This is a genomic window from Staphylococcus sp. AntiMn-1 (assembly GCF_001663395.1).
Lineage (GTDB): Bacteria > Bacillota > Bacilli > Staphylococcales > Staphylococcaceae > Staphylococcus > Staphylococcus equorum.
In genome coordinates, this window is sequence record NZ_CP012968.1 from 1,874,408 (window position 1) to 1,889,021 (window position 14,614).

General features: G+C 31.7%; 14 protein-coding genes and 1 pseudogene. 8 read left to right on the forward strand and 7 right to left on the reverse strand.

What is annotated here, in order from left to right; genetic code table 11:
* Window positions 1-27: 27 nt before the first annotated feature.
* The 3 genes from AOB58_RS09170 to AOB58_RS09180 all read right to left on the reverse strand — a co-directional run bounded on the left by AOB58_RS09170 (window position 28) and on the right by AOB58_RS09180 (window position 1,454).
* On the reverse strand, window positions 28-270 hold the full coding sequence (locus AOB58_RS09170) for a hypothetical protein (protein WP_021339359.1): 243 nt from the start codon (window positions 268-270) through the stop codon (window positions 28-30).
* Window positions 271-511: 241 nt separating this feature from the next.
* Window positions 512-868, reverse strand: a complete 357-nt coding sequence (locus AOB58_RS09175; protein WP_021339360.1) for a DoxX family protein — start codon at window positions 866-868, stop codon at window positions 512-514.
* Between the two features lie 19 nt (window positions 869-887).
* Complete coding sequence (locus AOB58_RS09180; RefSeq protein WP_002506296.1) at window positions 888-1,454, reverse strand: TetR/AcrR family transcriptional regulator; 567 nt, start codon at window positions 1,452-1,454, stop codon at window positions 888-890.
* Window positions 1,455-1,721: 267 nt separating this feature from the next.
* Between AOB58_RS09180 and AOB58_RS14015 the strand changes: the two genes are divergently transcribed.
* From AOB58_RS14015 to galU, 5 genes and pseudogenes are all read left to right on the forward strand, one after another.
* Window positions 1,722-1,925, forward strand: a complete 204-nt coding sequence (locus AOB58_RS14015) for a thioredoxin domain-containing protein (RefSeq protein ID WP_335743662.1) — start codon at window positions 1,722-1,724, stop codon at window positions 1,923-1,925.
* A complete protein-coding gene (locus AOB58_RS09185) occupies window positions 1,858-2,529 on the forward strand; it encodes a DsbA family oxidoreductase (protein WP_335743663.1) in 672 nt (223 codons plus the stop codon). Before AOB58_RS14015 ends, AOB58_RS09185 begins: the two co-directional genes overlap by 68 nt.
* Window positions 2,530-2,870: 341 nt before the next feature.
* Entirely contained in the window at window positions 2,871-3,872 is a 1,002-nt protein-coding gene (locus AOB58_RS09190; protein WP_002511738.1) for an LLM class flavin-dependent oxidoreductase, read from the forward strand.
* A 306-nt stretch (window positions 3,873-4,178) separates the two neighbouring features.
* Entirely contained in the window at window positions 4,179-4,625 is a 447-nt protein-coding gene (locus AOB58_RS09195) for a DUF805 domain-containing protein (RefSeq protein WP_230622017.1), read from the forward strand.
* A gap of 183 nt (window positions 4,626-4,808) precedes the next feature.
* A pseudogene (gene galU, locus AOB58_RS09200) lies at window positions 4,809-5,674 on the forward strand (UTP--glucose-1-phosphate uridylyltransferase GalU).
* A gap of 58 nt (window positions 5,675-5,732) precedes the next feature.
* On the opposite strand, the gene AOB58_RS09205 reads toward galU, so the two are convergent.
* Entirely contained in the window at window positions 5,733-7,589 is a 1,857-nt protein-coding gene (locus AOB58_RS09205) for a glycosyltransferase family 2 protein (RefSeq protein ID WP_081359022.1), read from the reverse strand.
* Window positions 7,590-7,931: 342 nt separating this feature from the next.
* On the opposite strand from AOB58_RS09205, the gene AOB58_RS09210 reads away from it, so the two are divergent.
* Window positions 7,932-8,189, forward strand: a complete 258-nt coding sequence (locus tag AOB58_RS09210) for a sensor histidine kinase (protein WP_040762673.1) — start codon at window positions 7,932-7,934, stop codon at window positions 8,187-8,189.
* A gap of 73 nt (window positions 8,190-8,262) precedes the next feature.
* Window positions 8,263-9,072, forward strand: coding sequence for a DUF2238 domain-containing protein (locus tag AOB58_RS09215; protein ID WP_002506301.1), 810 nt, complete (start codon window positions 8,263-8,265; stop codon window positions 9,070-9,072).
* A gap of 118 nt (window positions 9,073-9,190) precedes the next feature.
* On the opposite strand, the gene AOB58_RS09220 is transcribed toward AOB58_RS09215, so the two are convergent.
* The 3 genes from AOB58_RS09220 to bioB form a co-directional block, all read right to left on the reverse strand.
* Window positions 9,191-10,291, reverse strand: coding sequence for a hypothetical protein (locus tag AOB58_RS09220; RefSeq protein WP_064783329.1), 1,101 nt, complete (start codon window positions 10,289-10,291; stop codon window positions 9,191-9,193).
* Window positions 10,284-11,537: an ATP-grasp domain-containing protein gene (locus AOB58_RS09225; RefSeq protein WP_064783330.1), complete on the reverse strand. Its 1,254-nt coding sequence runs from the start codon at window positions 11,535-11,537 to the stop codon at window positions 10,284-10,286. Before AOB58_RS09225 ends, AOB58_RS09220 begins: the two co-directional genes overlap by 8 nt.
* 307 nt (window positions 11,538-11,844) lie before the next feature.
* The gene (gene bioB, locus AOB58_RS09230) at window positions 11,845-12,828 is read right to left on the reverse strand and encodes a biotin synthase BioB (RefSeq protein ID WP_002511733.1); all 984 of its coding nucleotides are present in this window, start codon (window positions 12,826-12,828) and stop codon (window positions 11,845-11,847) included.
* A 270-nt stretch (window positions 12,829-13,098) separates the two neighbouring features.
* Here bioB and AOB58_RS09235 point away from each other — a divergent pair, with 270 nt between their 5' ends.
* Window positions 13,099-14,517 (forward strand): sodium:solute symporter family protein, encoded by a 1,419-nt coding sequence (locus tag AOB58_RS09235; RefSeq protein WP_064783331.1) that lies wholly within the window; start codon window positions 13,099-13,101, stop codon window positions 14,515-14,517.
* The last annotated feature ends 97 nt before the right edge of the window (window positions 14,518-14,614 follow it).

Here is a 14,614-nt window from a genome sequence, read left to right on the forward strand (position 1 = left end):
GCGCTTAACCAAAAGTTATATATGTTTTTAAAATAGAAATAGTCTTTTAAAAGATTTTCTGAATTTATCCCATGCTTTTATATCAAGGTAGTATTTATTTTCAGTTTTTTTAATCACCTCTTTTTTTAATAAGTTTTTAAACGTTCTACTGTATTTAATATTTAAACTTTCGTAAGTCTTAGCAGATTGGGGTGAAGTGGCTTGTACTTCGATAAATTTCTTAGCGACTTTATTTTGCTTCCATATTAAAACTTCTGATCCGTTGGTCATATAATCCTCCTTTTTCAATAATTATATCATAATATAAAATAATGATTGTAATTATCACAATATAATTATTATTGTGTTTATAATTAAAACAATTAAATAGTAGGGAATGGCAGTGAGAGGATAACATTTGCTTAATAAAGTACTAATTATTATGAATTCGGGAGACTGATTAAAATAAGAACAACCCTCTTAACGTTTTGTATATAAACGCGTTAAGAGGGTTGTTGACTTTCAATATTTATTATAGAAGTCCTGATGATACATAGTAGATAAATATGATTAAATTTAAAATAAATAACACGATTGCTGGCATTGCCTTCTTAATAGGATCGTTTCCTAAAAATACGAGAGATAACGCGCCTGCTAACATTGTCGCGCCAAGTAATATGCTAGCTAAGAAAGCGAACATGCCATAGAAAATGCCGATAAGCATTGCTAAACCACCAAGCAACTCAATTGTACCAGTGATTTGATTGAAAATGGGTGGATAACCAAGTCGCGAAAAATCAGCTTTCATGGCTCCGGATAATATTTTAGAACCTGTCATTATGAAAAATATGCCTAAAATAATTTGTAATATAATAATTATAATTTCCATCTAAAGCGCCTCGTTTCATTTATTCTTTGTCACGAGATATTAAGCCAGAAAGAATGAATGGAATCACACGATTGATATAGGTTTCAGCAGGGATATCGCTATAACTTTGACACCATTTTTCAGAAGCTCGATATATACTTGCACTTAGCATCGTTGCAGCTAAGTGTCGTGTATCATCATCCTCGAAATTCACCTCTAGCAACAATTTATAAAGTACTCTTTCAACGTGTTCTTGTATAATGTTGCCGATTGTTTCAGGATAACTCCTATGACATCTTCTATTTAACGATAATTGAAACTCTGCGATTGTTTTAAAAATATTAGAAATAGTAGCCTCATCTAATTGACGTTGTTCATAATTTGCATAGTTCAAATTAATCAATAATTCTTCGGCAAGGACTTTATCTAGTAAATCGTAAATATCACTAAAGTGATAATAGAACGTAGCTCTATTAATAAGTGCTTCTTCCGTAATATCTTTTACAGTTATATTTTTAAAATCTTTTTCATCTGAAAGCTTAATAAATGCTTGCATAATTGACTTTCTGGTTTTAATAACTCGTAAGTCTGATTTTGATTTTAGCATTCGACTCCCTCATTTTCTCCCAACACTTTGTCATTAGTGTTGAATATCCAACATTAATATATCTTTGTTGGTACTTATTATCGCTATTAATACTTATTATAAAGCTATATTAGTTATATTTAAACTTTGGAGGTTATCTCAATGGAAAAAAACATGGTATGTGATATGTATTCTGGTATATGTAAACCAAGTGAGGAAAATGAAATTGAAACGATAAATTTTGATGTGAGCGCACCGAATTTAACTTTGTATTATGTAACAGATCCTATGTGTTCACACTGTTGGGCATTTGAACCAACTCTAAATAAATTACTTGTACAATATGGTCATTTATTTAATTTCCAAATGGTTATGGGGATTATTAGAAGAATGGGGAGACGGCCCGATAGATCCAGCGAATGGTATCTACAAGCCTGCAGATGTTACCTCACACTGGCAAGAAGTAGGGAATTATTCACGCATGCCTATTGATGGCACAATAATGGAAATAGATCCTGTTCAATCTTCATTTCCTGCATCTAGACTCTATAAAGCAATTCAGCATGTAGATTCACCTGCGGCTGCAATTAAATTTACTAGATTAGTTAGAGAAGCTGTTTTTGTTTTTAATAAAAATATTTCAGATAAAGCAGTGCTTAAGCATATTGTTGAAGATTTATATAAAGGTGACAATACTATAGATGTTGACTCAATTTTAAACATCGCAGACAGCGACATAGGACAAAATCTACTTACGGAAGATTTTAATTTAGTGAGTCAATTGGGCGTACGTGGATTCCCAACAATAGTAATCGTTAATAAAGATAACCAAGGAACAAAAATTGTAGGAGCTCGCTCATTAGAAACTTATATAGATGCATTAGAAAAATTAGATACTTCTACAACTATAGAGCCAAATCCATTGCCAAAATTCTCATTATATTTAAATGAACAATCAAGTTTATTTTCCAAAGAAATTGAAGTAATGTACGATATCGAAGAAAAGAATGTTCCAAATTTTATAGAGAAAGACTTGGACAAATCGAAATACACTATCTCGAATATACTTGGAGAAAGGTATTACGAAGCCAAATAAATTGAGTTGTTATTAATGAATTATAAAATTTAACAAGATGAAAACACTATGAAAAGTAGTGTTCTCATCTTTTTTATTTCCCGAGAAATAATTAAATAACAGAACAGACCCTTTTTAAATTTAATAATAAAGAATGCTAGTTACATCGTTGTTACATTGAATATTTAGATGCTATAAACAGTAAATTATCTTTATATCGCCTGGTGTTTTATCATGTAATCAGCAGAGGATTTTTTTAATTGTGTGATGCTCATATACGTTTTAAATATAAAAGTATAGGCATGATATTAAATTAGAAAATCATCAATATTCAATAAGGTTTATAAAGGAGTACTAAATAAATGACAAAACATATACCATTAAGTGTCCTCGAACTTGTAGGCATTTCAGAAAATCAAACAGTCAAAGAAGCGCTTGAAGCATCTATGGATAATGCAGAGCTTGTAGATCATCTTGGGTTCAAGAGACTTTGGTTTGCTGAGCATCATAATACAAAAAATCTTGCATCCAGTGCTACATCACAACTGATTGCGATGGCAGCAGCACGAACAAAAAATATTCGTGTCGGCTCGGGCGGGATTATGTTGCCAAACCATTCACCATTGCAGTTAGCTGAAAATTTCGGCACGACTGCACAACTTTATCCTGGGAGAATTGACCTTGGACTTGGAAGAGCGCCTGGCACTGATCAAAAGACATCACAATTGATTACACGTTCTGATAGTGATGCACAGACTTTTGCAAATTCTATTTTTGACCTTATGGGCTGGTTTAGCGACGAAGGTCTCGGTAACAGTGTTCCTGTGACTTCCACAGTAGGAACAGGTACGAATATACCAATTTGGGTATTGGGCTCAAGTATAAATGGTGCATCTATTGCTGGACAGCTTGGCCTGCCGTATTCTATTGCGACACATTTTGCACCTGATGACTATAAACAAAAAATTGACATGTACCGTTCAACATTCAAGACGGATGCGCCAACTTCTCAGATTGATGAACCGTATGTCATGGCGGGGATTAATGTAGTTGTAGCACCAACAGATGAAGAAGCAGAAAAAATTTGGACAACGACGATTCAAATGATGAGAGATATGCATACTGGTCAGCAACGTAAGCTACAACCACCTGTAGATCCCGAAGAATTAGGGTCAGAAGAACAAAGAAAAATGATGGAATCAATGTTCAGTATCAAAGCGGTGGGTTCACCTGAAACAGTTCGTAATAAATTAGAAGCATTCACTGAAGAGACTGGAGCGGATGAACTTATCATTGCGACTTATGCGTATGACCCAGAAAAAAGAAAACAATCTATGGAACTACTCGCAGACCTGTGGTTCTAAAGCAGTGATGCTCAAGGAAGTTATTTTCATGGTTAATCAAAGTAAAAAACAAAAATCGTCTGATTAGATTTAAGATAATGAGAACTGCATGTCGTTTATGATATGCAGTTCTTTTATATATAAATAAAAAGTGAATAAAAATTATTTTAAAATTGAAATTAAGGATTTAATACATCTTTTTTAAAAGCTATTTGCTATATGCATCTTTAGTTTCGTATACTATTACTATCAAACTAAAGGGGAAATTATATGAACAATTCACAAAATCAAGTTATTCAAAGTTATAAAGAATTTTGGACGCGTTTTTTGGACATTAATGGCAGATCTACTCGTCCTGACTTTTGGCATCCTTTTTGGATTAACTTCGTAATATCTTCGCTTTTAGGAATAGTATCAGCAGGTTTACTAAGCAGTGTATTCGCAATTGCAATTATTATTCCTTCATTTACCGTTATGGCCAGACGTTTACATGATACAAATCGTACGATGGTTCTTGCAATAGTTTCTCATATCAGCGGTTTTATAGCGATGGTGGCAACTATTGTATTTATTGTCGGTGTTTTAGCAGTTGCAAGCTCCGGTAGTGGTGGCATGATTGGTGCTTCATTATTAGCTGGTGCATTTGGTGCAGTTGTTGCTGGAGTAATAGCACTATATACTTTATATGTATTAGTTATCACTGGTAATAAAGAACCTAATAATTATGGCTCAGGGGGAAGCTGTGAAATTGACCCTCAGGCTCATACTCATTAGTTAAATAAATTCATTAAAGACTGTAGATAAAGGCTCAAAAGAGTTTTTATCTACAGTTTTATTTTGTGTTTTCTTTAAAGTAATGGTTCGATTTTTAAAATACTATCTCCAAAAATTAAATAGTGGTAAACTTATATCTTAAGTATTAAAACTGAGCATTTAATAAAGGAGTAGTTGAGTACTTTGAAACTAATAAAAAAAGCAATCATACCGGCAGCTGGTTTAGGTACAAGATTTTTACCAGCAACAAAAGCAATGCCGAAAGAAATGCTACCAATCTTAGATAAACCTACAATTCAGTATATAGTTGAAGAAGCTGCAAAAGCGGGCATCGAAGATATTATTATCGTAACGGGTAAACATAAACGTTCAATTGAAGATCATTTCGATAATCAAAAAGAATTAGAAATGATATTAGAGGACAAAGGTAAAACAGATTTACTAGAAAAAGTACATTATTCTACAAGCCTTGCTAATATATTTTACGTAAGACAAAAAGAACAAAAAGGTTTAGGTCATGCGATTTATTCAGCAAGACAATTTATTGGTAATGAACCATTCGCAGTTCTTTTAGGTGATGATATTGTAGAATCTGAAACGCCAGCAATTAAACAATTGATGAATGTATATGAAGAAACAGGCAAGTCAGTGATTGGCGTACAAGAAGTGCCAGACTCAGAGACACATCGTTATGGTATCATTGATCCTTTAGAAAAATTAGGATTAAAATATAAAGTTAAGCAATTTGTGGAAAAACCAAAACAAGGTACAGCACCATCAAACTTAGCAATCATGGGACGTTACGTTTTAACGCCAGAAATTTTTGATTATCTTAAAAGTCAAAAAGAGGGCGCAGGGAATGAAATTCAATTAACCGATGCCATTGAGAGAATGAATAGCGAAAGCCAAGTTTATGCATATGATTTCGAAGGTAACCGTTATGATGTCGGAGAAAAGCTGGGATTTGTCAAACAACGATTGAATATGCATTAAAAGATAAGAACATGAAAGATGAATTAAAAGCATTTATTAACAACTTAAATTTATAAAAAATAAACGCAATCCACTTAACAATAGTGAGATTGCGTTTTTTCATCTTAAGTATAATCAGTTTATAATATCAACAAATTTTTCATTTGCTGTTAAATAATAGCCATCAGAAGTTTTTAATCTAGGTGTAAGCTTGTCAGTGAATGCAAGATCAACAATATCTAATGTCATTCCAGGTTTTAAAGTTTTAATTGGATCGTTGTTAAATGAAATAGTTTCGTACAATTTACATTTTTTAATAACTTCTACTGATTTTGGAATATGAGATACATAACCTTCAATCTTATTAAGATTTATTTCTGTTACAAACGCTTTATCCGCTGTGATGTATAAATCATCATTGGTGATTAATAGAGGTGTTTGATCAGCACTTTTCCCAGTTGCTTTAATTTTTATAAGTTGCCCTTTTGCAATTGAGTCGAGGGGATCATTGAAATCAGTATTTTTATATCTGTTGATTTCTTGTTTCACAACAATATGGTCAGGCGCATGTACTAGATAATGATCCGTATTTAATGAAACAGCTTCTTTTTTATCTGAAATAAATTCAAGGTGAAAGTTCTGACGTTTTAATTTACTTTGGTCATTAAAATTTGGATAAGTTGCACGAACTAACACTTGGTCAAAGCCGTTATATTGAATTGAAATATTAAAATCAGTATCTTCAAATTTCAAATCGTCTGTTTTAATATAAATACAGTCATTTTCTACTATGAAATCCACTTTTTTACTGAAGCGGTCATCTTTAATTTTGACTAATTTTACTGCGTCAATAGCTATATTAGGCTGTTTATACAATTCTATGACTTCATAAAATGTATTATTGATTAGTCTTGTACCATTGTATATGGCAGTACATTTTGTTTTAAGTTCAACCAAATTCTTGAAACTTTCAGGATATTTAAAATAAACCATGTGATCTTTAATATATTTATAAGCATTTGCTTCATAAATCATATATCCAATATATGCTACAAAGTTCTTTTGGTTATGGTGGTATGTATGATAAACATTTTTATACTTATCATTTATTAATAATTTTTCCATCTCGTAGCCTGCACCTGTGATTACAGACTCAACTTCATTGAATTGTTGATAAAAGAAATCCTTGTCATTAGAATTCAAGAATGTTTTTGTAACTAAGAAACGAGAAATAAAATCCATTTCTAAAATACGACATAAAATTTGCTCTTTAGCGTATTCAGGAAGTTCCATTTGAATAATTTCTTTAAGTACATCCAAATTAAACTGAGATTTTTCCATCATGTCAGTGGCTTTTATTAATGAAATATTATCAGCATAACGATTTACATGATAGACAGGTTCTGGTGACATAGAAGCACTTTGAGATTTACTGATTAATTCAGAATAAAACAGTTTATCTTCTCCATACTTTAAATTTTTGAACTTCATATTGTTATCAATAACAGTTGAGCGCTTGAACACTTTACCCCAAGGGCCAACAGCTCTAAATATATTATAAATTTCATAAGGTACCAGTCCATTCGCTTCTTTATAAGAAGCGAAGTTAGCTACTTTTCTTATTTCATTATTCATATGTTTGTAACATTGACCAAACCCAATATCTGAATTATGTGTTTGCATCTGACGAATTAATTTAGGAAAACCTTCTGCTTCTAACCAATCATCAGCATCTAGTATAGTTAAATATTCTCCATTGGCTTCTTGCATACCAATGTTACGTGGGATTGCAGGGCCGCCTGAATTTTCATCTAATTGAATAGCTCGAATAAATTCATATTGTTCAGCATAACGATTTAATATTGCGTACGAACCATCTGTGGAAATATCATCCACAAAAATAGCTTCAATTTGCGACTTATCAATATTTAAATTAATTAAGGATTGAATACAATTTTCTAAAAAAGGTTCTTTGTTATATACTGTTACCACTATTGAAATTAATTTCTGAATTGTAATCTCCTCCTTATTGCTTGTAACTAAAAGTGTTTATCACCATTATATATTATTTTCATGTAATGTACATTCAAATATTAATAAAGAGGATTAACTACGTATTTGAAGATACATAAAGTGAAATTATACTTTTAATGTTTATAGCTCGACTTTTAGTGCCTTATATGTAGAAACGCATCAAACATGACGCTAAAAATAATTCACTTAGAATGTTACTCTATTCATTTAACAGGTTTGCTTATTCGTTTCTATGCCTCTTGTAATGTTATAGTTTAAGAAACTATAATAGCGAATGCGATTAAATATTCAAATGGTGATGTGAACATCTATTTAAAAGTAGAAGATGCTAAAGTTATCGTCATCATGGAAAATGATGCACCGAATTTAACTCAAGAAAATGTAGAACAAATATTTAATCGTTTTTATATGGCAGATCGTTCTCGTATAGGATATGGAAGCGGATTGGGCTTATCAATTGCACAAAGTTATATGAAGAAAATGGATGGTAAAATATGCGCAAAATTAGAGAATGAAAAAATATCCATTATATGTGAATGGGATAAACGAAGCGAGTAAAAACTATAAAACTGCTTATATATCATTTCATTGGTTGTAAGTTATACGCTATAAGTATTGGAGAAGGTTGCCTATGAATAATTTTAAAAAGATATTTACAAGTAGCACGAAAACGGCAAATAAGAAAGTAATCACCGTATATGTGATTTTGCGCTTAATTGTTATGTTCAGCCTTATTAATGAATTGATATTTATCCAAAGATGGGATGTGATTTTCACCCTTGTTTTGACGCTTGTACTCTTTACCATTCCACAATTAACTGAACGATTATTAAAAATTGAAATCCCTAATTTACTTGAATTTATAATTATACTGTTTATTTTTAGTTCTACGATTTTAGGTGAACTTGGAGATTTTTACAGTTATTTCAGACTGTGGGACACAATGCTTCATTCAATTAATGGCTTTTTAGCTGCAGGTATTGGATTTTCACTAGTATTTTTACTTAATAAAAATGTACGAGGAATCAATTTAAATCCACTGTTTCTGGCAATCGTTACATTTTGTTTTTCTATGACAATCGGTGTGATGTGGGAGTTCTTTGAATATACTGTTGATCAGGGTATGGGTATGGACATGCAAAAAGATCGAGTAGTTCAAAAAGTGAATAGTGCAGCTTTGGCAAATGAGCACAATACTGTGCATCACATTGATAATATTGAGAAAACAATTATAGAGAGTAAAGACGAGTCGGGAAATCATGTAGAAAATGTGGTTGATGGTGGCTATCTTGATGTCGGCATACATGACACAATGAAAGATTTATTTGTGAACTTGCTGGGTGCAGCTACATTTAGTGTGCTAAGTTACTCATACGCGAAATACGACCGGAAAAAATATAAATTTGTGAAGAATTTTATTCTAAAAAGAGAAAAACCATAATTGTTCACTGTCGATATTATGAAGTTAACGACACCTGAAATTAAGCTCAAATAGTTAAACCTGAGGTCCTTTTTGTCCAATATAATCAATTTTATAATTTAACTATTTGAGTTTTTATCTACAGAGCTCCTTTTTGGTATTGAGTTTTAAGTAAAATAAGTAATATAGTTAATAAAATGAATGAGGGTAACCAAACAAGATCCAAATTCAACATGCCTAGATAAATACAAACAGAAAGAATGGGTAGGCCGAGTGCATTTCCCAGGGAATAAACACTTTTTACAGTGTGACTTGCGTATTCTGTCACGATTATTTTTCTGAATATGATTCTTGCACCACCAAAAGATAGACCAAAGCATAGCATTAATAGCAGTTTTATTATTATTGTATCCTCGTAGTAATACCACAGAACAGATATTGATATACTTATAATTAAAAAGATATTCATCCATTTATAGGACATATACTTACTAAGTAAAATACCGATAAATGCCATACCAACGCCTAAAGCACTATCTAATAATGCTACTTCGTGTATCTCTCGATTTTTATATGCTGTAAATGTAGGTAACATAAAATTGATAGTTCCTAATATCGGCCACATAAGCATAACAATTAGGTAATGAACTATTTTAACAGTTTCCTTTGAAGTATGTGCAGTTTCACAGGTAACATCATGTGTAATCAATTTTACTTTTTTAATGCCTAAGTGAAGTAAGAAGTAGACTATCCCGTATATTAAAAAAATCCAAAATAAAGCAATGAATTTCATAATTACTGCAATAAACAAAGGGCCTATCATTAAAGCGACTTGATTGACTGTCATTGAAAGAGAACTATATTTATTAATAAATTCTTCATTTTTATTCTCAACTAATTCAGAAAACCACAATTCTAAACTTGTTTCTAATAGAAAAAATACAATCCATAAAGCAAAATTCAAAAGTATTAATAAAAGCGTGTTTTGGTAAAGCATGGTGATAGCGATAACTATAAAAAATATTCCTAAAAAAGATAATTTTGTAAGGTTACTGCCTGAATAATTTTTGAAAAATAAATTGATTAAAAATGGAGTGAATATTGCAGGAACGAATGAGAGAATAGTTGAAATCGCTAAATCACTTGTAGATTCAGGACTGGCTAATTCCCAGTTAATCGCTAGAATTAATCCACCACAGATAAATCTATATAAAGCCGTAATGATTAAGTAATTATTCATTATAATCATCACTACTATCAAAAATTTTATTTGCTAAATCATTAGCTTTATTTATATGTTTATATATTTTAGTAGTTGGTAGCTCGGGCCAGCTAAATTGTACTAAACCATCACGACTGCTCCAATTTTCAGGATCACTTATGATATCACCGATATTTTTTAATAAACTGATACGCTTAATTTCGGTATCTTTTGATATATCTGGGAAATTGATATTTGTTATTTTTCCTTTTTGTGCCTTCATGAAAGCTATTGCTGATGTGCTGTTTGGTCTGAATGTGAATGGAGGTTTGAGTTTGTTGTTTATATACATTGAAATATGTAGTTGATAGGGGTTAATACTGTAAGAAGATTCAACTAAATCCATAATAGCATCTCCGCCTGGTCTAGCTGCGGCTTCAATGACGTATAGATTGTTGTCTTTGGTTTTTATTTCTATGTGAGCTACCCCACGATTAATTCCTAAAGATTTACATGATTGTATTGCTAGTTTTTTAATATTTTCATCTTTATATCTGTGGCTAGGAACTAAGTGACCCATTTCAGTAAACCAAGGTCTTGGAGATAAATATTTTTCTGTGACAGTGATTACTTCATAGAAGTTTTCACCACATAAGACTTCTACAGACACTTCCTCGTTACTATCGATAAACGCTTCAATTAGAAATGTATTTTTAGAAACTTTGAAAGAATCAGCATAAGCAGCCATAACTTTTTGAGATTTCATGTAAGCTTCCATACATTCTGCTTCATTATGAGCTAAGTAAACGCCGCCACTACCACCAAAATCTACAGGTTTTATAATAACCGGAAATTCAAATATTTGTATCAATTCTTTCAATTGTTCAATAGTTTCAAAAAGTTTCGATTTTGGAGTAGGGATATCAGCTTTTTCAAATACTTCCTTCATTAGATATTTATTTCTACAAGCTTCTACGACTTCATCATCAAGGTAAGGCAACCCGTAGTCTTTGTTTAACTTATTAGCTACTTTAAGTGTCCAATCATTTAAAGGAACTATAGATTTAGGTTCATAACCTTGTGTTTTATAATAGTCTATTTCATTTTTTATATCCTCATAACTTAAGGGGTCTGCATCAATACAAAAATCAAAATAAGCATTGTATTTATATTTCGAACCTTTTATTGCTGTCCATATCTGAAAATCTCCTATTAATTTCCCACCGGCATATGATCGTTCTCTAAGGAATTGATCAGCTCCTAATAACAGTAAATATTCTTCCATATTAGCCTCCTTAATTTTTATGCATATTTTATTACATAAAAATAATACCATATTAATGTAAATTTAAACAATTGGGAAAACGATTGTTTTGTTATAGTATTGTGGTTTATTTTATATAGTGTTGCTTTGTCTTGATTAGAAGTTTGGAAAAACTTAGTGAGCTGATTGGTTAAGAAGTATCATGATCTAAGTTAGCGTACAAATTTGAGGCTAATATATTAAAGGATTTTAAAGTTATAGATTGGGGATGAAATCAAATTTCATATTTTTGATTTCATCCCCAGTCTTTTTTCATTAAAATAAAGTTTTATTCTTCTTGCAGTTCATTGTATCCAAAGTCAATTTCAAAGCCTAAATCTTGAATCATTTTATAGTCTAGTTGATTAGGCTGTCCTCCAGTAATTAAATAGTCTCCTACAAATATTGAATTTGCAGCCTTCAAAGCTAAAGGTTGTAGTGAACGTAAATTAACCTCTCTACCTCCAGCAATTCTAATTTCTTTAGATGGATTAACGAGTCTAAATAAAGCAATTAGTCTTAAACATTTCATAGGAGTTAATTCATCCATTTCTCCGAACTTTGTGCCTTGAATAGGATGTAAAAAATTAATAGGAATACTATCGGCATCAATTTCTTTTAAGGCGAATGCCATATCAATAATATCTTGATTTGATTCTCCCATACCACAAATGACACCAGAACATGGTGAAATATTGTTTGCTTTCATAATTTCTAAAGTATTGGTTCTATCCTTATAAGTATGTGTAGTTACAACTGTTTCATGGTAGTTTTCGCTTGTATTTATATTATGGTTATATCTATCGACACCAGCTGCCTTGAGTTTTTTAGCTTGCTCATCATTGGTTAATCCAAGACATGCACATACTTTCAACTGTGGGTGATTTGATTTTATTTCTTCTACAGTTCTACTTATATGGTCAATTTCTTTATTACTTGGACCTCTGCCGCTCATAACAATACAATAAGTGCCTATATTGTTTTCATGCGCTACTTTGGCACCACTAACGATTTGTTCTTCTGGCACTAAACTATAGCGCTGCTTTTGTTTCATATCCCTAGATTGACCGCAATAACCACAATCTTCAGGACAGATACCACTTTTTGCATTTAAAATCATGTTTAATTTAACTTTTTTGCCGTAATAGTGTTTTCTTAATATGTAAGCCTCGTTTAATAAATCTAATGTGTCTACGTTAGAATCTTCATATACATTTAGCAACGTATCTTTAGTTAATATTTTCCCTTGTAAAATGTTTTCAGCTAATTTCATATTAATTCTCCTCATTTCATTAGGCTTTAATAGTTTCTCCTTTTTATAATAAGGCTATTTCTATACAAATGTAAACTAAAATAAACAAATGGTTTACATTAACTCCGTACTAGCTGAAAATTCTGATGAGGGGGGAACAAGGTTTTATATTCAACTTGCTTAAGGAAGTCTAATAAAATTTACAAAAACTTAAAATTTGATTTGATTCATCTAAGTAGTCACGATAAACTAAAGTCATTGTAAAAAATATATTTACGAGGGGATAGTGTAGTGTTTAATAGTAGCGAACAATTAATTTTAGGATTTACGATCATTATTTATTTTATTTTTCTATTGCTCATGTCTGTATACATACAACGAAAAATTAAAACTTATGATGACTATAATATGGCAAGTAGAACGGTAACATTATGGCCACTGATTTTAACATTTGTCAGCACTGGTGTAGGTGGCGCGACATTGTTAGGTTATATGGAGAATGGTTATACATTAGGTATGGGACAGCAGTGGATTCATATCACTATGATGGCCGCTGTTATCGTACTTGCATTCTTTTTATTAAAACGTATTAGATTATTAGGTGAAAAGCACAATATGGTAACAATCGGTGATTATACTGCGCTTCGTTATGGAGAATCAGCACGTATTCCAACTGTTATCAGTTTCTTATTTGCTTATTGTGCGATGACAGGTATGCAGTTTGTTGCAATTGCTTCTATTTTAAATTTAACAATAGGATTAAATATGACAGCGGGTATTATTATAGGATGTATCTTGCTGACTATAAAAACTTATCTCGGCGGTTTAAAAGCTGTGATTTGGCAAGATGTTGTTCAAGGGACGATGCTAACGATTGGTATCATAGTACTATTCTTTGTGGTTATATTCTACTCAGGTAATTGGAGCGAAATTAAAGCTAATGCGAGTAGCCAAAATCAAAATGATATGTTGAACTTCCTTAATATCACACCAAATGAAATCTTAATTTATCTGTTAACATTAGCTTTTTATCAATTTATCAGACAAGATGTGTGGCAACGTATTTGGGCAGCTAAAGACTTGAAAACTGCGAGAAATGGTTATGGCCTCTCGATGATTATTGCGGTAGCATTAGGTGCAATGACAGTATTTATTGGTGTCTATGCTAAGTTTGGTTTGAATTTGGACATAGCAGAAACCCCATTAGTTTATTATAATGTCATCCAAAACGTGTTCCCATTTCCATTAGTCCTTGTAATGATTATAATATTATTAGCAGCAGTCATATCTAGTGCGGATTCCTTCTTTATTGCAGGTTCTTCATCTATAGCTAACGATATTATAAAACCAAATGTGAAAAGTGATAATCAGAATAAAATGCTGTTATATAGTAAACTTTCAGTGTTAATCGTAGCTGTGATTTCTTTAGTATTGGCGCTTATGATCCCAGGATTAGTAGATCTTATGGTAACAGGTACTGCAATGTCAGTTTCAGGCTTACTTGTGCCAGTGATGTTCGGTCTATTTTGGAAAAAACCTACGAAGCTTGCAGGTAACATTGCAATGTGGAGTGGGCTTGGTTCAGCAGTAATATGGCAAATACTAGGTCATCCGTTTGGTCTACATCCAATCTTAATTGGGTTGCCACTATCAATAATTATGTTATTACTTGTAACATTCTTTGGTAAAAAAGATTACGCAACAGTTTAAGCAAACAGTTCACCAAAAACTTTATAAAAAATAACAAAATCTCACTCATCTTATTTGATGAGTGAGATTTTTATTATAAGCTAATTGTGTTTTTTAT